This is a genomic window from Sulfitobacter sp. S190, assembly GCF_025141935.1.
Classification (GTDB): domain Bacteria; phylum Pseudomonadota; class Alphaproteobacteria; order Rhodobacterales; family Rhodobacteraceae; genus Sulfitobacter.
This window is the reverse complement of sequence record NZ_CP081120.1, coordinates 1,852,646-1,874,868: the sequence shown is the minus strand read 5'-3', so window position 1 is coordinate 1,874,868 and position 22,223 is coordinate 1,852,646. Positions and strand designations below refer to the sequence as shown.

The following is a 22,223-nucleotide window of genomic DNA, read 5'->3' as shown; positions in this document are numbered from 1 at the left end:
CGGCGTGTCTCGATCGCACGTCCCTTCCGCTTGAGCCTTTGCGCCCCGTGGTTTATGCGTCAAGGACCGATAGGGAAGGCCTTGAGAATGCGCGCAGAAGCACAAAATACAGTCGATAAAATCCAGAAGTCGTTGGAGCTGCTCGCCCAGCGGCTCAACGTGGAAACGGCCCCCTACCGGCTTGAAGAATTCAACGCCCGTGTCGAGGACCCAAATCTGTGGGACGATCCGGAAGCGGCCCAGAAGCTGATGCGCGAGCGTCAGGCGCTGGTTGACGCGATGGGCACCTACGACGGCATAAAAACCGATCTGCAAGACAACATCGACCTGATCGAACTGGGCGAGATGGAAGAGGACGAGGAAGTCGTAGCCGAGGCCGAGGCGGCGCTTACCGCGCTTGCCGAAACCGCGGCGCAAAAGGAGCTGGAAGCGCTGCTGGATGGCGAAGCGGACAGCAACGACACCTTCCTCGAGATCAATTCCGGCGCGGGTGGTACTGAATCGTGTGACTGGGCCTCCATGTTGGCGCGGATGTACGTCCGCTGGGCCGAGAAGAAGGGGTATAAGGTCGAACTGCAGTCCGAAAGTGCCGGCGAAGAGGCGGGCATCAAATCGGCGACATACAAGATCAACGGCCACAACGCCTACGGCTGGCTGAAGTCCGAAAGCGGCGTGCACCGACTTGTGCGTATTTCACCCTTTGACTCTGCGGCCAAGCGGCACACATCGTTCACCTCCGTTAAGGTGTATCCGGTGGTGGACGACAATATCGAAATCGAAGTGAACCCGGCAGATATTCGTATCGATACCTACCGGTCTTCGGGGGCAGGCGGCCAGCACGTTAACACCACCGACTCGGCCGTACGCATCACCCACCACCCCACCGGCATCGTGGTGACCAGTTCCGAAAAGTCGCAGCACCAGAACCGCGACATTGCGATGAAAGCGCTGAAATCGCGCCTTTACCAGATGGAATTGGACAAACGGTCCGCCTTGGTGAACGAAGCACACGAAAGCGCGGGCGACGCAGGGTGGGGCAACCAGATCCGTTCCTACGTGCTACAACCCTACCAGATGGTCAAAGACCTGCGTACCAATTATGAGACGTCAGACACCAAGGGAGTGCTCGATGGTGATCTGGACGGATTAATGGGGGCTACGCTGGCGCTGGCGGTATCCGGCAAGAGCCGCGCGGAAGCGCAAGGCGACTAAATCATCCCAAGGCGTTGCAACCCATGGCCATGCCGTGGTTGCATGCGGGATGGATATACTCGATCTAGACGCACATGCGCAGGCTGATGCTTTGGCCCGCCGTCAATTTTCCGCCCACGATCTGATGCAGGCGACACTCGCCCGGATCGATGCCATCAACCCTGTCGTGAATGCGATCGTGAGCCTGCAAGATCCCGATGCTCTGCTGGCGCAGGCACGGGCGGCGGACGCGGCCGAAAGGGAGGGATGGCTCCACGGAATCCCCATCGCGATCAAGGATCTTGCGAATGCGGCCGGTCTGCCCACATCGCAAGGATCGCCCCTGTTTGCGGGCCAGATTGCGCAGAGCGATGATTTGATGGTGGCGAGGCTGCGCGCCGCCGGTGCCATCGTGATCGGAAAGACCAACACACCGGAATTCGGATTGGGCAGCCATACGTACAATCCTGTGCACGGTCGTACGCGAAACCCTTTTGATCCCAGCCGCAGTGCGGGGGGATCATCGGGGGGCGCAGCCGCCGCATTGGCCACCCGCATGCTGAGCGTTGCGGACGGGTCCGATATGATGGGCAGTCTGCGGAACCCCGCCGGTTGGAACAACGTCTATGGCATGCGCCCGTCCTGGGGAACGGTACCGCCATCCCCCGAAGGCGACATGTTTCTGCACCAGCTTTCCACGGCGGGGCCGATGGCCCGCAGCCCGACCGATCTTGCCATGCTGCTCGATACGATGACCGGACCCGATCCACGACTGCCTTTATGCCAACATTCTCATGCCTGCGCGCCAACGATCGCGGAAGACCCCGGCGCGCTGCGTATCGGGTGGGCAGGGGATTGGGGCGGTGCTTTTGCGGTTGAAGAAGGCATCATGACGTTTTCCGAAAACGCCCTGCGCCAGCTTGAATCGATGGGCCATCACGTCGCGGCATTGAAGGCCCCCTTCGATGCCGATGCGATGTGGCAGTCATGGTGCGATCTGCGGTCCTTTGCCGTCGCTGGCGGCTTAGCCGACATCTATGACGATCCTGCCCGCAGAGACGCGCTGAAAGAGGCTGCACAATGGGAAGTGGGCAGGGGCGTGGCGCTCGGGGCCAGACAGATCCAGCAGGCCTCCGAAATACGCTCCGACTGGATGCGCGCGGCGACCGCGCTTTTCCAGAAAATCGATGTCATGGTTTTGCCCTCGGCGCAGCTCTGGCCCTTAGACGGAACTCTCGATTTTCCAAAGCGGATTGCCGGACGCGCGATGGACACGTATCATAGGTGGATGCAGGTGGTCATACCGGCCAGCCTGATCGGGCTGCCCGTCGTCAATATCCCGTGCGGTTTCAACGACGATGGCCTGCCCGGCGGCCTGCAATTGATCGGCCCGCGTGGGAGCAATGCGCGGTTGTTGCAACTCGCACAGCAATGGCACGTCGAAACGCTGTGGCCCCAGACGCGACCACCGGAGGTCTGACATGATCAAAACAGCCCCCAAAGAGCACGGAGCGCCCGCCTTCGGCCAACCCGACCTTGCGCTTTTTAAGGAAGCCCTGACCGATGGCGCACGCGACTTTCGCGCAGCACCGGCCTTTGGGCTTCTTGCCGCGGGGCTGTGCGTTCTGGCGGGGTGGGCGCTTGTCGGTCTAACGGTCTGGGCCGGTCACACGTTCTGGCTGGTGCTCGGGGTTTTCGGGTTTCCGCTGGTTGCGCCCTTTGCGGCGCTCGGAACCTACGAAGTGTCACGCCTGCGGGCGCGTGGAGAAACACCTTCGGTCGGTCAGGTTCTGTCTGTCCTCTGGGAAGAACGGACGCGGCAGCTGCCTTGGCTTTGTGCGCTGATGATGTTCATGCTGCTGTTCTGGTTTTTCCTCGGCCACATGATATTTGCGCTGTTTCTAGGGCTTAAACCGATGACAAACGTCATGAGCTCACTCGACGTTTTCATCTCTACCGACGGCTTGGCGATGCTGGGCATGGGATCATTCGTTGGCGGTGGCTTTGCGCTTTTGCTGTTTGCGATCTGCGTTCTGGGGCTGCCGATGCTGCTCGACCGAGATGTGGATTACGTCACCGCGATGATCCGCAGCGTCGGGATGGTGATTGAGCATCCTTTGTCCATGCTGGGATGGGCCGCGTTTATCGCCGTGATGCTTTTGCTGGCGATGGTGCCGGGCTTTGTGGGGCTGATGCTGGTTTTGCCTTGGCTGGGGCACGCGTCATGGCATGTCTACGCCGGACTGCGCGATTTCACGCCCGCAGGAAACGAGGCGCGCGCGTAGCGTCTGCGCCCGCGCATCTCCCGCTTCGAGCGCGAAAACCATTGCGTGGGTCAGATAAAAGCACGCCCTGTCTTCATCCTGCGCCCCATCCGCCGCACGGGTGTAAAGCGTGATCAAGGCGTCCGCATCATCCGCTGCATGGGCTGCGATCAGCGCATCATCAAGCTGCGCTTCTTTCATTCTGCAGCGCGGCGACGCTCTAGCTGTGCGGCGACCCAATCGTGGAAAAGATGCGTCGGGCCATCCATCGCTGGCGAAAAGCGGCCCCCGTCGAACCCGCTGGCATGGCGGCCGCGCTGCATCCCTTCAACAACAAAGATATCCTCGCGGAAAACCTCTTTCCACTGTGCCGTATTACGGGCGCGCAGGTCCGCGTCTGTTTGTGCGTCCGCGTAAAACAGGTGGATGTTTTCGACCGTGCGCTCCGGCCCGTCCGGGGTCAGGATGATGACAAACGCATGATCGCGGTGCACGCCCAGCAGCACGTTCGGAAAGGCGGAGATGTATTCCGCGGCGGTATCCCATTTATCGCTCAGACCCTTAAAATCGGGAAACCGGTTGCCCGCGTCGTCGATCAATTGCCGGTACACCCATGTGCCCTGACCGGAAAAGTGACCGGCGCTTTCGATATGGTAGTGATCCTCCAGTCGGGAATAGCTGTTCAGGCCGGGATGCACCCAAGGCAAGTGATAGCTTTCGCAGTAATTTTCGACAGCGAGTTTCCAGTTGCAGGCCAGATCGAGCCTGAACGCGCTGTCTGCACCGCCGTGATGGAGCGGTACGTCAAATTCGGCCCACCGTGCGATCAGGTCGGCATTCGCCTCCTCGAATGGCGCAGCAGTACCCGAGACATTTATCCAGACGACGTTCATCCACACATGGCTGCGCACTTCGATCAAACCCAGCGTGTCGCGGTCGATGCCTTTGTGTGTGTTGTGCCCCGGGCCGCCAACGTGCGGCGTGCTGACCAGCCGTCCGTCTGTGCCATAACACCACGAATGATAGGGGCAGCGGATCGCGCCTTCGATCTTGCGCGGTTCCGCCACAAGGATCATGCCACGGTGGCGGCAAATGTTCTGGAAAACGCGGACCGCACCGGCCTTGTCACGCAGCAGCAGCAGAGGCATGCCCAAAAAGGTGAAAGGCTTTGCATCACCGATCTCCGGAACATCCGCCGTGACCGCCAGACCGGACCAGTTGTCGAACAGAACGGCATCGCGCTCTTCGGTGAAAATATCCGGATCGATATAATGCGCGTTCGGCAATCCGTTGGCTGAAGAAATCGGGTTCCGGACACGGGTCAGATCAGTGAAAACGGTCATGGCACTCTCCTCGCAGATGATTACGACTACCATGGCTAGGGGCTTGATGACGGCCTGTCACCGACCCGACTTTCCCCTGTGCGACGTCCGCAGTGCTCAGCGAAAGGCGTGGCTGGGTTGAAGCAACCTGTGATGGAACTCGGGGAGCTCGGATACAGCCATAAGGCCCCCTGTACGTCGTGCGGCGATCGCATTGGCGATTCGCGTGCCCAGAAATTCATGGACCAGACGGGTCACCCGAATGCCCCGTGTCCCTTCGGGCACCGTGCGCGCCGCGTAGCCCAACCAGTAGTTGTTTTCGAATGACGCCACCCTGCGCAGATAGCTCATGGTGCCACCAAGCGCCCCGCGCCGTGTAGCCAAGATGGTCAGTCCTTCGTCCTGTTCGGCCACAGCGCCCCGAAATTCACGCGCATGAGGCGAGTGCGGCAATCCGGCCTGTGCCATCGCCTGCGCGTTGTCGTAGCCACGTACGTAGGTCGACGCGCCTTCGCGGCAGACGTGGACAAGGCCAAGAACAAACCGATCCGGCGCTTCGAAACTCCGGCGGCTGGTTCTGTAGAACCCTGTGGGGAAATGCTCTTCCGCAATGAATTCAATGCCTGCGCCCACAAAATCACCCAGAAAAGAGCGGGGCCGGGCGGGGGGTGTGTTCCGGATACTGTCGATCGGTTCCAGCAGGACCCTCGCATCAATGTCGAAAAAATCGCAGATCCGTGCGAGAACATCGGGGCGGGGAAAACTCTCGCCAGAGAGGTATCTGTTGAATTGCGTCCGGTTGATGCCCAGCTGCCGCGACAACTGCGATATGGAGCGTTGGCCCCGCACAAGCGTGCGTAGATTTGCGCTGAACATGTCGCGCAGGGCGACGGGAGATCTGTAAACTGATGAAGTCATAATCGTGTCATCCAAACAACCTAGGCTTGTTAAAATATATTTATTATTAATAACTTAGCAGATATTGCTCTGCATTCAAACCGCTCGTCTGATGCCAATACGCGTCAGTTTTTGCTGCAATCGACACAAACGACTGCATGCACAGGCAAATATCGCGATCACCTCTGCCGCACCGCGCTGTAAGATAGAGGTAAGACAAACAACGAGCCAAGGAGGCTGGCATGTACGGTGTTGTACTTTGGAGTGATACGTCACATCGCAAGGCGGTTTTCTGGTGCGAAGACCATGGCGACCTTGCTTTCTACAATCCCGAAGGCCCAAGCGCAGAGGGATTTGGCGCAGGCGATATGGTGCAATTCGACATAGAGCAGGCGCCAAAGCTGCGGCGCGCGATCAATCCAAGGTTGATCGACCGGCAAGGGCACCCGGACCTGCCGGATCAGCTGCGACAAGAGGCGTCAAAGCAGCCTGCGACGGCGCGGATACTGCCATTTCGCCGCGGTCGTACGAGCCATTAAGAGGCGGCCGCTGCTGTAGTCGCGATCTGAGACCACAAAGGTCAGCCGAACCACGCCCCCGGTTCGGCTCCGTCAAAAGCGGCCGAACGCCGGTATCGACATTCGATGAATAGTTCCGCGGATTGTCATCGGCGTTTCTCATTTCACTTGTTTCTATCCAACTTGGGCACAGTTGGGTCCTTCGGGCGGCGGCGGTATTGGCGGAATGGTGCCGGTCGGTCGGGGCGCGTGGGTGGAAATTTGGAACGCTGCGCGGGTCGGCGCGTTTACCGAATGACGCACGAAACGTGCACTTAAGATAACGAAGGAGCAAGACATGTCTTTCAAGACACTATTGAGCATCACCGCCACAACCGCAGCTTTGGCCATCGCGGCCCCCGCACTGGCGGAAGAGGACTGGGACAGCGACGGCGACGGCAAATACAGCCGGGAAGAATTCGACGCCGGCGTCAAACTGAAGGGTGATTTCGCTGCAATGGACGCAAATGGCGACAGGTCTGTCGACGAGGGCGAGTACAATGACGCCCGCTTCACCCAGTATGATCGCGACGGCAGTGGCGATATTGACGAGGTCGAGCGGGAAGACGTGGACCGCGACTACGAAGAAGAAGATTGATCCGAATTGGATTTGTAGAAAAGAGGCGGCTCTGTATGAGCCGCCTTTTTTCGTATCCGGAGGGCGGGCCGAGAGCATCCCCACGCTGGCGTTACATTACCGCAGTTGTCGGTGGCTGTTGATGTACCGACCGGGCGTGTAGTCTAGCGAAGGTTGATCAGCAGGGGTGTGTATCCCGACCTGCCCGATCCGTTTCTGTGAAGGGCGTCACAAGGGCTTGCGCCATCCCAGATATGCGCCTTTCGCCCTATCGCCATAGCCGCTGAAGGTCGCGCCGGTATCAGTCCCCGCGCGACAGGGCGGCAACGCCGGTGCGGGCGATTTCGGCCAGCCCGAGCGGACGCATGAGATCGGCAAACGCGTCGATCTTGTCAGGTGCACCGGTAATTTCGAACACGAAGCTCTCCAGCGTGCTGTCGACCACATTTGCGCGAAAAATGTCGGCCAGCCGCAAGGCCTCAACCCTCTTTTCGCCGGTGCCCGTCACCTTAAGCATCGCCAGTTCCCGTTCCACGCTCGCACCCTCGACCGTCAGGTCATGGACTTCACGCACCGAGATGATGCGCCCCAGCTGTGCCTTGATCTGTTCGATGATCTGCGGTGTGCCGGAAGTGACGATGGTGACACGGCTCAGATGACCGGTGTGGTCCACTTCGGCGACCGTTAGACTGTCGATATTGTAGCCGCGTCCCGAGAACAAACCAATCACGCGGGCCAGAACGCCGGGTTCGTTTTCGACCAGAACGGCAAGCGTGTGCCTTTCAACCGTGTCCGAGAACGTCGGGCGCAAGTTGTAGGCGGAATGGCTGGTGGAGCCTTTTTTAAGGTTTAGTGCGGACATGTGGGGGCCTTTCAGAAAAAGGGGTGAGCGAGGAGCCACCGACGTGGGGCGCGCCGTGACGTACCACGGCGAAAGGGCGGTTTTTGCCATCAGCGCCGCGGCGGACTGCGCCGCCGACTGCCGGTGATAGCGTCAGGGCAGCCAGCGCGAGGACAGGGGCCGCGCGTCTAGACAAGCACCTTGCCCTCGGCATCGATGGCGGTTGATGTATCGACTTCACCCATGATCATTTCATTGTGGGCTTTGCCCGAGGGGATCATCGGGAAGCAGTTTTCGTGCTTTTCCACCAGACAATCGAAGATCACGGGACCGTCGTGATTGATCATTTCCATGATTGCATCATCAAGATCGGCGGGGTCCTGACACAGGATGCCTTTGGCCCCGAAGGCTTCGGCCAGCTTGACGAAATCGGGCAGGGCCTCGGACCACGACTGTGAATACCGCTCACCGTGCAGCAATTCCTGCCACTGGCGCACCATGCCGAGCCGTTCGTTGTTCAGAATGAACTGCTTGACCGGCAGATTGTACTGCACGGCAGTGCCCATTTCCTGCATGTTCATCAGCCAGGACGCTTCGCCGGCCACGTTGATCACAAGGCTTTCGGGGTGGGCCATCTGCACGCCGATGGAGGCCGGAAAGCCGTAGCCCATCGTGCCCAGACCACCGGACGTCATCCAGCGATTGGGATCTTCAAAGCCGATATACTGCGCGGCCCACATCTGGTGCTGGCCGACCTCGGTGCAGATATAGCGGTCGTGGTCCTTGGTCAGCGCCTCGAGCCGGGCCAGCGCGTGTTGTGGTTTGATCGTGTTGCCTTTCTGGGTGAACTTCAGGCAGTCGACCGCGCGCCACTCTTCGATCTGGCGCCACCATTTCACAACCGCTTCGGTGTTTGTCTTGCGGCCCCGCGATTTCCAGACCTTGAGCAGGTCTTCGAGCACATGGCCCACATCGCCCATGATCGGGATATCGACGCGAATGACCTTGTTGATCGATGACGGATCGATATCGATATGTGCCTTGGTCGAATTGGGGCTGAATTTCTCGACCACACCGGTGATGCGGTCATCAAAGCGGGCACCTATGTTGATCATCAGGTCGCAGTCGTGCATGCACATGTTGGCCTCGTAGGTGCCGTGCATGCCCAGCATTCCCAGCCATTTGCCACCCGATGCGGGATAGCAGCCCAGACCCATGAGCGTGGACGTGATGGGAAAGCCCGTCGCCTCGACCAGTTCGCGCAAGAGCTGGCTGGCGCCGGGACCGGAGTTGATGACACCACCGCCGGTATAGAATACTGGGCGCTTCGCTTTCTCAATTGCTTCGACCAGTTCGGTGATCGCTTCCATGTCGCCCTTGAGCTGCGGCTGGTAATGTGACGCCGAAGGTTTCTTTGGCTCATACGTGCCATTGGCGAATTGCACGTCCTTGGGGATATCGACCAGAACGGGGCCGGGACGCCCGTTCGTGGCGATGTGGAATGCTTCGTGGATGACGCCCGAAAGCTTGTCCGTCTCCTTGACCAACCAGTTATGCTTGGTACAGGGGCGCGTGATGCCCACGGTGTCCGCTTCCTGAAACGCGTCAGATCCGATCATGAAGGTCGGCACTTGTCCAGTGAGAACAACAATCGGAATGCTGTCCAGAAGAGCATCGGTCAGGCCTGTGACCGCGTTGGTCGCACCGGGGCCGGAGGTGACCAGCACCACACCGGGTTTGCCTGTCGAGCGGGCATAGCCTTCTGCGGCGTGAACCGCACCCTGCTCGTGGCGCACGAGAATATGCTTGATGTGGTTTTGCTGAAAAATCTCGTCGTAAATCGGTAGGACGGCCCCGCCGGGATACCCAAATACGGTATCGACACCCTGATCAATCAGGGCTTGAACGATCATCTTCGCTCCGGTCATCTGGCGTGTCATTGTCGTGTCGTCCTCTTTTGCGGCAATTTGCCTGCGGCCATTCGGGGCCATTTCTACGTCTGATTTCGGGCAGCGGGTCGAGCAGTGCTGGGCGCATAAAAAAGCCCCCGATTTTGGTCGGGGGCGCATGGGTTCGAATATGGTGTACCGTTACCGGTCCATGCGCGTGTGTCCTACAATGACGACTAGGTCCATCATGGTCCTAAAGCTCCTCAAGATCATGTGGGGACATTATTCAGCGTGCTCGGGGGCGTCAACAGCCAATCCTTCTCTTTTTATGTCCGAGAGCGGGAAATTTGCGGAATTATCTTGCGTCAAGCTGTCGCATCGCGAAACTTGCGTGAAATTCAGGTGTTCCGACGCGCTGAACTGTAAGGTTTCAATAAAATTGTTTGAAATTGGCTTGGAACATTTTTGTGATCCAAGCCGTTCGTCCCCCAACAGCGACCTAAACATCCGGTGTCGCGCAATATTTTAGGAGACGTTATGAAAACCGCAGGTACAATCGCAGCAATCGCACTTGGCGCAGTGGTTATCGCGGCAGGTGTCTACATGATCGACATCGACCAGACCCAAGAGGCCCGGTTGCCCGATGTGAATATCGATGTCGAAGAGGGCCAAATGCCCGCGTTTGACGCCGAAGTTGGCGAGATCAATCTGACGCAGGAAGAGGTGACTGTCGAAACACCCGACATCGACGTGACGATGGAAGAAAGCACATTCACCGTGCCCGGGATCGACATCCAACCGCCACAAAACGACGGATAACTGATCAACACAGTTTGACCCAAAGCCCCGTGCCAGTCTGGCCGGGGCTTTTGCATGTCAAAAATCTGCGCCTGTTCCCTGTAGAACGCCGTGTTCCAAAGCATACCGCGTCAGACCGGCCGTCGAAGAAATGCCCAGCTTGCGCTTGATATTCTTGCGATGCGTTTCGACGGTGCGTACGGAGATATCGAGCGTCAGGGCCACGGCCTTGTTGCTTTGTCCTTGTGCGAGCTGGAGCAGGATCGTCTGTTCGCGCCCGGTCAATGCCTCGCGCGTGCCGCCCTCTTTCGGCGCGAGCGATCCTTTCGCACCGGTACATAGGTAACGCTCTCCCGACATGACCGTGTCGATCGCCTGCTTTATTTCGTCCGTGGGTACGTCCTTGAGGATATATCCCATCGCCCCGTGGCTGAGCGCGGAGGAAATATATTCGGGATTGTCATGCATCGACAGGATCACGATCCGCGTACCGGGGCGTTTTTCCAACACTATCTCCGTGGCAGACAGCCCGCCGATTTCGGGCATGTTCAGATCCATCAGGATGACATCGGGGTCGAGCGTATCCAACTGGTCGATCACCGCGCGGCCGTTTGTCAGGGTGCCGACGACATTGACATCATCGTAGCTTTCGAGGATCGACTGTATTCCTTCGGCGACCATGGGGTGATCGTCGACGATCACGATGCGGTAGGGGAGGCTCATGTAAGGGCCTTTCGCGTTTCATTTGCCCCGTCGGTTTCGGGGGGCAGCATGTGGGTCAGTGGCACTGAAGCCTCGATTTGCGTGCCTTTGCCAAGTTGTGGCCTCAGATGCAAGCTTCCGCCCAGCTGATCGATCCGTTCCTGCATGTTTCGCAGGCCCAGCCCCGCGGTGCCGCGCCGGGGCTCAAAGCCGCGGCCATTGTCGGTAATCGATAGCGTGGCGCCGCGGCGGTGTCCGCGCAGATCGACGGTGACATGCGTGGCGGCCGCGTGGCGTTCGATATTCGTCAGGGCTTCCTGGGCAATGCGGTAAAGGGCAATCTTCGAGTTGTTGTCCAGACGGTTGCGAAACACCACCGTTGAATAGCTCACAGTGATACCAGTGCGCGCTTCGAACTCCTCGGCGAGCGTCTTGAGTGCCGGACCGAGCCCCAGATCGTCAAGCACACCGGGGCGCAGATCGCGGCTGATCCTGCGCACTTCGGAAATGGCCTCGCTCAGCGATGCGATGCCTTTGCCAAGCGGTTCCTTTGCCTTGGGGTCGCCCCGTTCCAGACGCCTTCGGGCATTGTCCAACGCGTAGCGCACACCGACAAGAATCTGGCTGATCCCGTCATGCAATTCGCGTGCAACGCGGCCGCGCTCTTCCTCCTGCGCATCGAACACCCTTTGCGTGAGCTTTTTCAGCTTCGCGTCGGCAAGCCGCCGTTCGCGCAGGTTGAGCCCCATGCCCGTGCCAAAGACCAACAGCAAAGCGGCGAGGGTGATCGCGCCGATATAGATGAATGTGCGCTGCACGCGTTCTTCGACGTCCGCGCGGGCGGTCGCGACGGTGGCCAGCACATCGTCGATGAATACGCCCGTGCCGACCGCCCACTGCCAGGACGGGAAGGACGTCACATAGGAAATCTTCTGGGCGATTTCGCCGGTCGAGGGCTTGGGCCACATATAGGTGTGATAACCTGCGCCGTCGCGCGCGATCTCGATCAACCGGTCGACGACGGGCGTGCCCTGCGCGTCAGCTTCGCCGGTAAAATTGCCGCCGATGCGTTCGGTTTCGCGCGGGCTGACAATCGCGTTTCCGTCGTAGTCGTAGACGAAAAACTGGCCTTCCTCGCCGTAGATCATCGCCGACAGGATCTGGGCGACCCTTTCCTTGGCCCCGACATCATTGGGGGCTGCAGGCCCATAGATGAAATAGAAGCCGTTGCGCGCCTGCGTGACGTAATTGCGCAACTCGGCCTTCTTGGCCTCGATCAGCTGTGTCTCAAGCGCATTGATCTCGCGGTCGGCCAGAGCCCGCGATTGTGCGGCAACAAGAACCGCAATCGCCGCAACGGCCAGAACCAATGGAACGCTCGCCAGAAGGGTCAGTTTCTGGGCGTAGGAAAACGAGATGTAGGAGCGCAGCAGTCGCATCCGATGTCGATACGATGAATCGCCACGATTGCAAAGGAGGGACGAATTTCACAACCTATAGGGGCAAAACGGGGGCCCGGTGGCCCTGAAAGGCGTTGGCGAGTGCCGCGCGGGCTAATTTTGTTCGCCTAAAATCATATTGTTAGCGTTCACTGCGCAGTAGTGGGTATTTCCAATCCCGAACGGCTCGTTACCGTAGCGACACTTGAAACGACCTGCGTGCGGAGGAAATGCCACGCAGGCGCAAATTCCGGGAGGAAATCACTATGGATCGTCGTTCATTTTTGAAGACATCTGCCCTGGGCGGTTCGGCCGCTGCAGCAACAACACTCGCGGCACCGGCTTACGCGGCCGGTCACCAGACCCTGACAATGGTCACATCCTGGCCCCGCGGCTTCGCCGTTCTGGATGATGCGGCATCTTACCTCAACACGATGGTAAACGAGATGTCCGATGGCACCCTGACCATCGAGAAGAAAGCCCCCGGCGAGCTGGTTGGTGCGTTCGAAGTATTTGACGCCGTGTCCTCGGGTCAGGCAGATATGTATCACTCGGCCGACTATTACTTCATCGGCCAGCACCCTGCGTATGCCTATTACACAGCCGTTCCATTCGGCGGCACAGCGCAAGAGCTGACAAACTGGTATCACCACGGTGGCGGCCATGAGCTGCACAACGAACTGGGTGAAATCTTCAACCTGAAATCCTTCCTGGCCGGGAACTCCGGGTCCCAGTCGGGCGGTTGGTTCCGCAACGAAATCGGCTCCGCTGCCGACTTCAACGGCCTGAAATTCCGCATGCCGGGTCTGGGTGGCAAGGTGCTGGGCAAACTGGGCGCATCCGTTCAGAACATCCCCGGTGGTGAGCTTTATCAGGCGCTGTCCTCGGGTGCGCTGGACGGTCTGGAGTGGGTTGGCCCGTTCGCAGACGAACGCGCCGGCTTCCAGGAAGTGGCGAAGGTCTACTACACCGCTGGTTTCCACGAGCCGGGTTCGGGTCTGGCCGCAGCTGTCAACCTCGACGTCTTCAACGACCTGTCTCCCGCACACCAGAAGATCATCGAGTACGCATGCATGGCAACAACGCACGTTCAGCTGGCCCAGACACTGGCCAACAACGGTGCCGCTCTGTCGCGTCTGCAGCAGCAAGGTGTGAAAACCATGCAGTTCTCCGATGACGTATGGGATGCCTTCGGTGCCGCATCCGCAGAAGTCATGGATGAAAACATGGGTGACGAGCTGTTTGCGAAAACACGCGAAAGCTTTGAAGCGTCGCTCACATCTTCGGCCGAATGGCTGTCGAAATCCGACGCATTCTATGTCGAACAGCGTGAGCGGGTACGCAACGCGGGCTAAGCGCCCAAGCAGATCAGTTCAGGGGCCGCCACGTGCGGCCCCTGACGCATATCACGACAACGGGCCGCCCCATCCGGGGCGCATCAGGTGCCGATGAGGCACCGGCGAGGGGGGACAGATGGCAGACGACGTGCAATGTTCGGGATTTTTCCGCGCAGCTGAAGGAGCAGACCTCAGCTGTCTCGACAAGTTCCAGGATTCTGGGTTCATCCAGTTCGTGACCGGCAACCTGCTGGAAGCGGCATACAACATTCCCGCCGCCATCGTGCAGCCGGGACTGTGGCTCGATTGGGGAAATAAAGAATCCCTGATGCGTTTCATCTATTACGGCGGATCGGTCGAATTCTTCTTCGCCATGTTACTTATCGTTCTGGTGATCACCGGTTTCGGGATCTGGAAACGGGCCTTCATGTGGGGCTGTGTGCGCGTGCTCGAAGCGATCGGGAATGGCGCGGGTCGCTTTTTTGCCTGGGCCGGTCTGATCATGGTCATCCAGCAAATCGTGATCGTGTTCATGCAGCGGATTTTTACGCGGCCCGATATCGCGATCGGCTTCGGCATCCCGCTGCAATTCGACATCAGCTGGTACGCCGAAGAACTCAAACTTTTCAACGCGCTCGTGGTGTGCATGTGCGTGGCCTACACGTTCATTCAAGGTGGGCACGTGCGTGTCGATCTGTTCTATGCGGGCGCAAAATTCCGCACCAAGAAAATCGTCGACATGTTCGGTGCGCTGTTCTTCATGCTGCCTTTTGCAATTGTAACATGGCTTTACGGCTGGTTCTTCATGTGGCGCCATCTGGTCACGCCAAACCCGTCTGCTTCGGACCGGCTGGAGCTGCTGCTGCGCAAGTCACGCCTGTTGAAATGGAACGTCGAAACCATCGGTTTCTCGCCAAACGGCTTCAACGGCTATTTCATCTTCAAGGTCTTGCTGTGCCTCTTCTGCGTCATGGTGATGCTGCAGGCATTGGCCGTGTTCTACCGTTCATGGTGCGAATTCCGCGAAGGCGAAGAATCCGAGAACAAATACCTCGACCGCGACACGCTGGGCGAAGGTGAAGAAGCCTACGAAGGCACACACTAATTTAGGAGAAGTCTGAGATGTTTTTTGGTCTCGACGGGGTCGAAGTTGGCCTGATTATCGTATTCGTGTGCCTTTTCGGAGGCATCCTATCCGGATTTCCGGTGGCGTTTGCCATCGGTGGCGCGGGCATCATTTCCTTCGGTATCATTGCCGCGATGGACAGTGCAGGATTACTGATCCACCAGGCCATCGATACCGGCAGTCAGGCGTACCGTGATCTGGTCAATTCCGGTATCAAACAGGACGCCATATCCCTATTCAGGTATCCCGATCTGCCAAGGATCGCTGAACCGGTTTTCCCCGCGGGCTGGGAAGAGGCGATGAACCGCAACGTTTCGTTCATCGTGAACCGCATGAATGAACGGGTTTTGGCGGGCCAGTCCATCGAGACGCTTTTGGCCGTGCTGATGTTCGTGCTGATGGGCATCACGCTGGAGCGGTCGAAAATCGCAAACGACCTGCTGACAACGATGGCGCGGGTGTTCGGCCCGCTTCCCGGCGGTCTTGCCGTGTCGATCGTGGTGGTGGGGGCGTTTCTCGCAGCCTCGACCGGTATCGTCGGGGCCACCGTTGTCACCATGGGGCTGCTCGCGCTGCCGACGATGCTGCGCAACAACTATTCTCCCGAGATCGCCACGGGCGTGATCGCGGCGTCGGGGACACTGGGCCAGATTATCCCACCGTCGATCGTAATCGTTCTGTTGGGAACACTTGCAGGGGATCTGTATTCCGCCGCGCAGGAAGAACGTGCGACGGCGGCGGGCTGTACCGACGCGCTGACTTATCTGGGCGAGCCTGCGGTTGTTTCCGTCGGCACGCTGTTTCAGGCGGCATTGCTGCCCGGTATCATGCTGGCGCTACTCTACGCGCTCTATGCCTTTGGCTACGCGCTTTTGAACCCCGACAAGGCACCGGCCGTCCCGATGGGCGCCACGAATGCCGAACCTGTCACCCGCGGCGAAGCCTTTACATGGTTTGCAGGTGCGCCGGTTCTGATCATTGTCGGCACGATCATCTTGGGCAACCTCGGTGTCGTGGGCAGCCAGGATGTACGTGTATCGAGCTTTTCGGACATCGGGGAAAATGCGTCGCTGCGCACGACGGTCGGCGAGGAATGCAAAGCCTCGATGATCGAACTGCACGGTCAGGACGCTTGGGATGTGGCTGTCGCCCAGCAAGAGGAGATTGACGCCGCCGGAGGCCTGCAGGCGTCCGAACGGTTGTCCGAGGAGGACCTTGAGCTCGCGCGGACCATGAAGGTTGCCGAAGCCGCGCCCATCGGCACGGGCATCGCCATCCTTCTGGTGCTGCTTGGCCTGATCCTTACGACCGCACGCGGCGTGTCGCCGTCTTCCGACGCGCGTCCGCTGATCGTGGGGGGCATTGGCGTTGTACTGGCGATCCTTGTCGATATCCTACTCGTGAGCCCGCTGACATCGCCGGGCATGACTGTCGTGCTGATGTTCATTCCGTTCATGCTGATCATGTACGGTGTGTTCTACGGGACCAAACTCTGCGCACGGAATGAGTTGATCCGTGTCGTCTTTCCTCCGCTTGTGCTGATCGTGGCCGTGCTGGGATCGATCCTCGGCGGTATCACCAACCCGACACCCGCTGCGGCGCTCGGGGCAGGTGGGGCGATCATGCTCGCGGCTTACCGCAAGCTGAAGGATCAGGACCGGTCGCCGAAGGTGATCATCTGGTCGACGCTGGCCATTATCATCTGCATCCTGCTGGGGGTGAATTTCGATCTGCGCATCAATCAGGAAGGCGTCACGTTCGAGAGCTGGATCGCTTTCTTCGCCGCCTACGGTGCATTCCTCTATGCCGTATTCGGCCTGCTGTTCAGCTGCTGGATCCTGTATACATCCGGCGTTTTGACGCCGGTGGTGCGCGAAACCGCCAAGGTGACGTCGATGGTCTTTACCATCCTGATCGGCTCGCAGCTGCTCAACCTCGTTGTCATCAGCTTTGGCGGCGAGCATTACATCCAGCAGTTCCTGAAGTCCTTCGATAATGAATTGACGGTCTTCCTGATTGTTATGGTTGTCTTGTTTGTCCTCGGGTTCGTGCTCGATTTCCTCGAGATCATCTACATCGTGGTGCCGATCGTGGGGCCTGTGATCTACGGCGGATCTTTCGATCCCAAATGGGTGACGATCATGATCGCGGTGAACCTTCAGACATCGTTCCTGACACCGCCCTTCGGCTTTGCCCTGTTCTATCTGCGCGGGGTCGCGCCGGCCTCGGTGACGACACAGCATATCTATCGGGGGATCATTCCCTTCGTGCTGATCCAGGTCGCGGGTCTGGCTATCTTGTGGTTCTTCCCGTCGATCGTGACCATCATTCCAGACCTTATCCCCAACTAAAGCGGGCAATAGGACATGTGAAATGAAACTGGCCGCTCCCCAACGGGGGCGGCCAATTTTTGTGTGGTGGTAAAAAAGAAGAACGTCAGCCTAGCGGCGGCGTGTCGGCGCCATATCGGGCAGGGAGATGTTTGCGACCTGCTCTGCAATCGGATCGTTGCTCAGCGGGTGTTTGTCGGCCGCAAATCCCTCGGGATCACGCATTTTTTGCCACGCGCCGCCCATGTACACTTCCAGTCCGGAGAACTTCGCCTTGTACCCCATCTTCGGGCTGCCGGGCACCCAATAGCCGAGGTACACATACGGCAAACCCGCGCTGCGGGCGATGTCGATGTGATCAAGGATCATAAAGTTGCCCAAACCATCCTTCGGGCGGTCGGGGCTGTAAAAACTGTAGACCATCGACACGCCATCGGCCAACACGTCCGTCAGGCACACACCGACAAGTTCATTCGTGTCGTTGTCGGTATATTCAATCACGCGGCTGCGGATCGGCGTCTCTTCGATCATCGCGGCGAATTCGAAAACATCCATATCGGCCATCCCGCCATCGGCATGGCGACTGTCCAAGTAGCTGCGGAAAAGGTCGTATTGCTCTTCGGTGGCCCAAGGGGATGTGGCTCGTCGCGTCAGATTGGCGTTTCGGTTGATCGTGCGCCGCTGGCTCTTCGTCGGTTGAAAGCGCGAGACATCGATCCGTGCCGAAAGGCACGCCGCGCATTCTGTGCACGACGGCCGGTAAAGCACATTCTGGCTGCGTCTGAAGCCTTGCGCCGACAGGCTGTCGTTCAACTGCGATGCGTTTTCGCCCTGCAGGGCTGTGAACAGCTTTCGCTCCATCCGGCCCTCGAGATAAGGGCAGGGCTGTGGCGCAGTTACATAGAACTGCGGTGCAATGGGGAGCGTGTGGCGCATCAGGTTTCCCGGCTGTAACTGTGAGAACCTACCGCGCCCAAAACAGCCCGCCAACCCCCCATTTTCGGGTGAAAGCCCGCAGGCCGCCGATCAGCTGCGGCGGTTCAGCGCAACGGTGCCCATCACCAGATCGGTCAGACCCTGCCGCCGTTCCGTGGTGCACATCAAAACGACCGAAATCAGCTGCAACAGCGGCATCGCGACCGAAATGGTGTAGCCCAGCGTATGTAGGAGGGCATAGCCAAGATCGAATCTCTGATCATCATGCGTGCGCAGTTCCAGCGACACCAGCCGCATCCCCCATGTCGCCGATCCATTGGCGATGGTGATCACACGGTAGGCGAACGAGATGCACAAAAACAGGATCGGCAGGATGAACAGCCCGGTAAAGGCCGTCAGGATAACTGCCAGCAACGTGAAACAGGCGATCACGGCCATATCGATGAGCCATGCAATCAACCGCTTGGTCGGGGTGCCATCGTAGAAATGGGCGTCTGTATCGGGATCGGGTGTCATGGTCATCTCATTCAACTGGTGTGATGCCCCCCGTCCGAAAGGATCGGGCGGGGGGCTGGTAATCAGGCTTCGGCCTTGTCGTCTGTGCCGGTGCGCTTTTCGCGCTCCTGCATGAAGGCGTCAAACTCCGATTTGTCCTTTGCTTCACGCAGCCGCTCGAGGAAGGCTTCGAAGTTTTCCTGCTCTTCTTGCAGGCGGCGCAGCGTATCGGCTTTGTAGCTGTCAAAGGCGCTGTTGCCGGTCGGGCGGCCCATGTAGGGTGTGCGGGTTGCCATGCGGCGAGACTTCACGTTTGAAAACATGCGTTTGCTCCAGATCATATAGGCCAGAAGGGCGAGCCCGACGGGCCAGAAAAAGATGAACCCCACGACCATGGTCGCGATCCATGCACCCTTGCCACGGGCATCGAGCCAGGCTTCGCTGCGCGAAAACCAGCCCTGACCGGATGACATCGGTGCGGTTTGTGAAATGCTTGTCATATCTGTCTTTCCCTCTCGGTGGCGGCGCAGCGCCCCCATGGCGCCTCATCGGCCGGTGAAAGGCGTCAATGTAAATCCCTTTCACATCTCTAAGATTGGCATCAGGGGCCGCGCTTGCAAGTAGAAATGTGAAAGATATTTACATTTATTTGAAATGCCATTTTCTTTCAATTGGTTATTGGGTCGAAATTGCGCGGTTGACGGCCTTCGCTGCACGCGCAAAGCTGGTTTGATGACAGAAAAACCGCTTTGCGCCTTGCTCACGCGCGTTCCTCGGGTTGATCCCGACGCGCTGAACACCGATTTGTCCGCACCTTTCGACGCATCTTTGCGTCCGCTTATTGATGGCGCAACCAGCCGCGCACCCTATCTTGGCGCGCTCGTCACGAAGGAAGCGGAGTGGCTCGCGGGCGCGGTCGAAGCGCCACGGGCGGCGCTGACTGCGCAAATCGCGCAGGTGGCCGCCGGCGAGGGAGAAACGCTTGGAGCCGATCTGCGCCGCGCGAAACGGCGTGTGGCTTTGTTGAGCGCGCTTTGTGATCTTGGCGGGGCCTGGACGCTCGAAGATGTCACCGGCGCGCTGACCGATCTGGCCGATGCCGCGAGCCACGCGGCGTTGCGCGCGGGCGTGCTGGCGCAGATAAAGCGGGGCAAGCTGCCGGGGTTGCGCGAAGAGGACGCGCAGACCGCGGGCGGAACGGTCGTGTTGGCCATGGGTAAGATGGGGGCACGAGAGCTCAACTATTCCTCGGACATTGATCTGATCTGCCTGTTTGATGAGGCGCGGTTCGATGTGGCCGATTTCCACGAGATCCGCGCAGGCTTGATCAAGGCAGTCCGCGCCATGGCCGCCACGCTGAGCGAAATCACCGCCGACGGGTATGTCTTTCGAACCGATTTGCGCCTGCGGCCCGATCCTGCCGTCACGCCTGTCTGTCTTGGCGTTGAAGCCGCCGAGAGGTATTACGAAAGCCTCGGTCGAACGTGGGAACGGGCCGCCTATATCAAGGCGCGCGCTTGCGCCGGTGACATTGCCGTGGGCACCGCGTTTCTCGAAACCATGCGCCCCTTTGTCTGGCGTCGGCATCTCGACTTTGCGGCCATTCAGGACGCCCACGACATGCGTCTGGCCATTCGCGAGCACAAGGGGCTGGGCGGGCCGATCACCTTGCCGGGTCACAATATGAAACTGGGCCGCGGCGGTATCCGGGAGATCGAATTTTTCACGCAGACCCGCCAGCTTATCGCGGGGGGGCGTGACGAGGATTTGCGGGTGCGCGGTACCAAGGAGGGTTTGAAGGTACTCGCCGCCAAGGGATGGGTCGATGAAGCGGCGCGGCACGCATTGTCCGATCACTACACGTTTCACCGCACGGTCGAACACCGGATCCAGATGGTGCAGGACGCGCAGACGCACAACCTGCCAAAATCGCCCGAGGGGATCGCGCGGATCGCCGCGATGATGGACATGGACACCGCCGCATTTGAGCGTGAACTTCGCGAGCGGCTGAGTGCGGTGCACGAGATCACCGAAGGCTTCTTTGCGGATCAAAAGCAAGCGGGGGCCACCGCTGAAGGCCACAGCTTTGACGAAGCGGTCTTGTCGCGCTGGCCGGGGTATCCCGCCTTGCGCGCCCCGCGTGCGGCAGAACTGTTCGAACAACTGCGGCCCGATCTGCTGGCCCGTCTTGCAGGGGCTGCAAAGCCCAACGAAGCGCTGCTTGCGTTTGACGGTTTCCTCGCGGGATTGCCTGCGGGGGTGCAGCTTTTCTCGCTGCTACGGGCAAATGCCCACCTGGCCGATCTCTTGATCGACATTGTGACCGTATCGCCGTCACTGGCGGGGTATCTTTCGCGCCATGCGCAGGTGCTTGATGCCGTCATCGGGGGCGATTTCTTTACGGACTGGCCGGGTCAGGCGGGACTGCAGGAAATGCTGGCCCAGCGGCTGACCCAGATCGACGATTATGAAACCCAGCTGGACGCGACGCGCAGTTGGGCACGCGAATGGCATTTCCGCATCGGGGTGCACCATCTGCGCGGTCTTGTGGATGGCGCCACCGCAGGCAGTCAATACAGCGATCTTGCCCGTGCTGTTTTACAGGCGCTATGGCCGGTCGTGACCGCGCAGTTTGCAAGGCGTCACGGTCCACCACCCGGAAACGGTGCCGTCATCCTTGGGATGGGATCGCTCGGAGCAGGCAAGCTGACTGCACAGTCCGATCTTGATATGATTGTCATCTACGACCCGGACGGCGTGGACATGTCTGACGGACGCAAACCGCTTGCAACACGGCAGTATTACGCCCGATTGACGCAGGCCATGATCACGGCCCTGAGTGCGCCAATGTCGCAGGGTCGCCTGTATGAAGTCGATCTGAGGCTGCGCCCCTCGGGCAACAAGGGACCGGTGGCGACCAGCATCGAGAGTTTCCGAAATTACCAGCAGACACAGGCATGGGTATGGGAGCATCTTGCGCTTACGCGGGCCGAAGTCATCACTGGCCCGGACGCGTTGGCCGATCAGGTCGAAGAGGTGCGGCAGAGCGTGCTGGCACAGTCGGAGACCCGCGAGAAGATCCTCGTCGAGACAGCGCAGATGCGGGACCGCATTGCAGTTTCGAAATCGCCCGATGGTCCTTTGGATGCGAAAATCGGACCCGGGCGGTTGCAGGATATCGAACTTTTCGCGCAAGCCGCTTTGTTGATCAGCGGGCAGACGCGCCGCGATATTCCATCGGGAATTCTTGCGGCAAGGGATATCGCGTTGATCTCGGAGGCGCAGGCCGGCAGCTTGCTCGCCGCATATGATCAGGTGTGGGCGGTGCAGGCCGCGACGCGCCTGCTGTCGCCGACACCGCTGCAGCCCGATGCGGTGGGCGAAGCCGCAGTGCGGTTTTTGACGTCGACCATCGCAGGCGAGGTTGAAAACGACATCCACGATGGCCTTGAGCCGCGTTTGACGCAGAGTTACGACGCAGCCGCGGCGATTATTGCTGCCGGACTGAACGCAGGATGATCG

Annotated in this window: 20 protein-coding genes; 10 read left to right on the top strand and 10 right to left on the bottom strand. The window is 59.3% G+C overall.

Translation table 11 applies throughout. The features are described from left to right. Window positions 1-87: 87 nt before the first annotated feature. From prfB to K3756_RS09460, 3 genes are read left to right on the top strand one after another with little or no spacing between them, the layout of a single operon-like run. The gene (gene prfB / locus K3756_RS09470; protein WP_259986923.1) at window positions 88-1,212 is read left to right on the top strand and encodes a peptide chain release factor 2; all 1,125 of its coding nucleotides are present in this window, start codon (window positions 88-90) and stop codon (window positions 1,210-1,212) included. Window positions 1,213-1,261: 49 nt separating this feature from the next. Beyond that, window positions 1,262-2,671: an amidase gene (locus tag K3756_RS09465; protein ID WP_259986922.1), complete on the top strand. Its 1,410-nt coding sequence runs from the start codon at window positions 1,262-1,264 to the stop codon at window positions 2,669-2,671. Window position 2,672: 1 nt separating this feature from the next. Then, a complete protein-coding gene (locus tag K3756_RS09460) occupies window positions 2,673-3,476 on the top strand; it encodes a DUF2189 domain-containing protein (protein WP_259986921.1) in 804 nt (267 codons plus the stop codon). On the opposite strand, the gene K3756_RS09455 is transcribed toward K3756_RS09460, so the two are convergent. The 3 genes from K3756_RS09455 to K3756_RS09445 form a co-directional block, all read right to left on the bottom strand. After that, window positions 3,414-3,656 carry a hypothetical protein gene (locus K3756_RS09455; RefSeq protein WP_259986920.1) on the bottom strand — a complete coding sequence of 81 codons (243 nt, stop codon included), beginning with the start codon at window positions 3,654-3,656 and terminating at the stop codon, window positions 3,414-3,416. The two genes, K3756_RS09460 and K3756_RS09455, sit on opposite strands and share 63 nt — an antisense overlap. Continuing rightward, window positions 3,653-4,798, bottom strand: a complete 1,146-nt coding sequence (locus tag K3756_RS09450; protein ID WP_259986919.1) for an aromatic ring-hydroxylating dioxygenase subunit alpha — start codon at window positions 4,796-4,798, stop codon at window positions 3,653-3,655. Before K3756_RS09450 ends, K3756_RS09455 begins: the two co-directional genes overlap by 4 nt. A 96-nt stretch (window positions 4,799-4,894) precedes the next feature. Further along, window positions 4,895-5,695: a helix-turn-helix domain-containing protein gene (locus K3756_RS09445; RefSeq protein WP_259986918.1), complete on the bottom strand. Its 801-nt coding sequence runs from the start codon at window positions 5,693-5,695 to the stop codon at window positions 4,895-4,897. Between the two features lie 221 nt (window positions 5,696-5,916). Between K3756_RS09445 and K3756_RS09440 the strand changes: the two genes are divergently transcribed. Both K3756_RS09440 and K3756_RS09435 read left to right on the top strand, forming a co-directional pair. Beyond that, complete coding sequence (locus K3756_RS09440) at window positions 5,917-6,213, top strand: cold shock domain-containing protein (protein WP_259986916.1); 297 nt, start codon at window positions 5,917-5,919, stop codon at window positions 6,211-6,213. A gap of 316 nt (window positions 6,214-6,529) precedes the next feature. Further along, window positions 6,530-6,829, top strand: coding sequence for a hypothetical protein (locus K3756_RS09435; protein WP_259986914.1), 300 nt, complete (start codon window positions 6,530-6,532; stop codon window positions 6,827-6,829). A gap of 280 nt (window positions 6,830-7,109) precedes the next feature. On the opposite strand, the gene ilvN is transcribed toward K3756_RS09435, so the two are convergent. Continuing rightward, on the bottom strand, window positions 7,110-7,670 hold the full coding sequence (gene ilvN, locus K3756_RS09430; protein ID WP_259986912.1) for an acetolactate synthase small subunit: 561 nt from the start codon (window positions 7,668-7,670) through the stop codon (window positions 7,110-7,112). Between the two features lie 167 nt (window positions 7,671-7,837). Further along, on the bottom strand, window positions 7,838-9,589 hold the full coding sequence (locus K3756_RS09425; protein ID WP_259986910.1) for an acetolactate synthase 3 large subunit: 1,752 nt from the start codon (window positions 9,587-9,589) through the stop codon (window positions 7,838-7,840). 486 nt (window positions 9,590-10,075) lie between these two features. Here K3756_RS09425 and K3756_RS09420 point away from each other — a divergent pair, with 486 nt between their 5' ends. Then, window positions 10,076-10,357, top strand: a complete 282-nt coding sequence (locus tag K3756_RS09420; RefSeq protein WP_259986908.1) for a hypothetical protein — start codon at window positions 10,076-10,078, stop codon at window positions 10,355-10,357. A 57-nt stretch (window positions 10,358-10,414) separates the two neighbouring features. On the opposite strand, the gene K3756_RS09415 is transcribed toward K3756_RS09420, so the two are convergent. Both K3756_RS09415 and K3756_RS09410 read right to left on the bottom strand, forming a co-directional pair. After that, window positions 10,415-11,059, bottom strand: coding sequence for a response regulator transcription factor (locus tag K3756_RS09415; protein ID WP_259986907.1), 645 nt, complete (start codon window positions 11,057-11,059; stop codon window positions 10,415-10,417). Then, on the bottom strand, window positions 11,056-12,477 hold the full coding sequence (locus tag K3756_RS09410; protein ID WP_259986905.1) for a cache domain-containing protein: 1,422 nt from the start codon (window positions 12,475-12,477) through the stop codon (window positions 11,056-11,058). Before K3756_RS09410 ends, K3756_RS09415 begins: the two co-directional genes overlap by 4 nt. Window positions 12,478-12,743: 266 nt before the next feature. Between K3756_RS09410 and K3756_RS09405 the strand changes: the two genes are divergently transcribed. From K3756_RS09405 to K3756_RS09395, 3 genes are all read left to right on the top strand, one after another. After that, window positions 12,744-13,832 carry a TRAP transporter substrate-binding protein gene (locus K3756_RS09405; RefSeq protein WP_259986903.1) on the top strand — a complete coding sequence of 363 codons (1,089 nt, stop codon included), beginning with the start codon at window positions 12,744-12,746 and terminating at the stop codon, window positions 13,830-13,832. A 118-nt stretch (window positions 13,833-13,950) separates the two neighbouring features. Continuing rightward, window positions 13,951-14,919 (top strand): TRAP transporter small permease subunit, encoded by a 969-nt coding sequence (locus tag K3756_RS09400; RefSeq protein ID WP_259986902.1) that lies wholly within the window; start codon window positions 13,951-13,953, stop codon window positions 14,917-14,919. 17 nt (window positions 14,920-14,936) lie between these two features. Further along, window positions 14,937-17,291, top strand: coding sequence for a TRAP transporter large permease subunit (locus K3756_RS09395; protein ID WP_259986901.1), 2,355 nt, complete (start codon window positions 14,937-14,939; stop codon window positions 17,289-17,291). A gap of 90 nt (window positions 17,292-17,381) precedes the next feature. On the opposite strand, the gene K3756_RS09390 is transcribed toward K3756_RS09395, so the two are convergent. The 3 genes from K3756_RS09390 to K3756_RS09380 form a co-directional block, all read right to left on the bottom strand. Then, window positions 17,382-18,206, bottom strand: a complete 825-nt coding sequence (locus K3756_RS09390; RefSeq protein WP_259986900.1) for an arginyltransferase — start codon at window positions 18,204-18,206, stop codon at window positions 17,382-17,384. Window positions 18,207-18,296: 90 nt separating this feature from the next. After that, window positions 18,297-18,728, bottom strand: a complete 432-nt coding sequence (locus K3756_RS09385) for an RDD family protein (protein WP_259986899.1) — start codon at window positions 18,726-18,728, stop codon at window positions 18,297-18,299. 56 nt (window positions 18,729-18,784) lie between these two features. Then, complete coding sequence (locus K3756_RS09380; RefSeq protein ID WP_259986898.1) at window positions 18,785-19,201, bottom strand: DUF2852 domain-containing protein; 417 nt, start codon at window positions 19,199-19,201, stop codon at window positions 18,785-18,787. A gap of 232 nt (window positions 19,202-19,433) precedes the next feature. Between K3756_RS09380 and K3756_RS09375 the strand changes: the two genes are divergently transcribed. After that, a complete protein-coding gene (locus K3756_RS09375) occupies window positions 19,434-22,220 on the top strand; it encodes a glutamine-synthetase adenylyltransferase (RefSeq protein ID WP_259986897.1) in 2,787 nt (928 codons plus the stop codon). Window positions 22,221-22,223 lie beyond the last annotated feature (3 nt).

Bases quoted from the DNA above. Each gene is read 5' to 3' on its own strand.
- K3756_RS09395 (WP_259986901.1), top strand. From the start codon at position 14,937: ATGTTTTTTGGTCTCGACGGGGTCGAAGTTGGCCTGATTATCGTATTC.
- K3756_RS09460 (WP_259986921.1), top strand. From the start codon at position 2,673: ATGATCAAAACAGCCCCCAAAGAGCACGGAGCGCCCGCCTTCGGCCAA.
- K3756_RS09440 (WP_259986916.1), top strand. From the start codon at position 5,917: ATGTACGGTGTTGTACTTTGGAGTGATACGTCACATCGCAAGGCGGTT.
- K3756_RS09420 (WP_259986908.1), top strand. From the start codon at position 10,076: ATGAAAACCGCAGGTACAATCGCAGCAATCGCACTTGGCGCAGTGGTT.
- K3756_RS09405 (WP_259986903.1), top strand. From the start codon at position 12,744: ATGGATCGTCGTTCATTTTTGAAGACATCTGCCCTGGGCGGTTCGGCC.
- K3756_RS09380 (WP_259986898.1), bottom strand. From the start codon at position 19,201: ATGACAAGCATTTCACAAACCGCACCGATGTCATCCGGTCAGGGCTGG.
- K3756_RS09415 (WP_259986907.1), bottom strand. From the start codon at position 11,059: ATGAGCCTCCCCTACCGCATCGTGATCGTCGACGATCACCCCATGGTC.
- K3756_RS09400 (WP_259986902.1), top strand. From the start codon at position 13,951: ATGGCAGACGACGTGCAATGTTCGGGATTTTTCCGCGCAGCTGAAGGA.
- K3756_RS09385 (WP_259986899.1), bottom strand. From the start codon at position 18,728: ATGACCATGACACCCGATCCCGATACAGACGCCCATTTCTACGATGGC.
- K3756_RS09465 (WP_259986922.1), top strand. From the start codon at position 1,262: ATGGATATACTCGATCTAGACGCACATGCGCAGGCTGATGCTTTGGCC.
- K3756_RS09450 (WP_259986919.1), bottom strand. From the start codon at position 4,798: ATGACCGTTTTCACTGATCTGACCCGTGTCCGGAACCCGATTTCTTCA.
- K3756_RS09445 (WP_259986918.1), bottom strand. From the start codon at position 5,695: ATGACTTCATCAGTTTACAGATCTCCCGTCGCCCTGCGCGACATGTTC.
- ilvN (WP_259986912.1), bottom strand. From the start codon at position 7,670: ATGTCCGCACTAAACCTTAAAAAAGGCTCCACCAGCCATTCCGCCTAC.
- K3756_RS09455 (WP_259986920.1), bottom strand. From the start codon at position 3,656: ATGAAAGAAGCGCAGCTTGATGATGCGCTGATCGCAGCCCATGCAGCG.
- K3756_RS09410 (WP_259986905.1), bottom strand. From the start codon at position 12,477: ATGCGACTGCTGCGCTCCTACATCTCGTTTTCCTACGCCCAGAAACTG.
- K3756_RS09425 (WP_259986910.1), bottom strand. From the start codon at position 9,589: ATGACACGCCAGATGACCGGAGCGAAGATGATCGTTCAAGCCCTGATT.
- K3756_RS09375 (WP_259986897.1), top strand. From the start codon at position 19,434: ATGACAGAAAAACCGCTTTGCGCCTTGCTCACGCGCGTTCCTCGGGTT.
- prfB (WP_259986923.1), top strand. From the start codon at position 88: ATGCGCGCAGAAGCACAAAATACAGTCGATAAAATCCAGAAGTCGTTG.
- K3756_RS09390 (WP_259986900.1), bottom strand. From the start codon at position 18,206: ATGCGCCACACGCTCCCCATTGCACCGCAGTTCTATGTAACTGCGCCA.
- K3756_RS09435 (WP_259986914.1), top strand. From the start codon at position 6,530: ATGTCTTTCAAGACACTATTGAGCATCACCGCCACAACCGCAGCTTTG.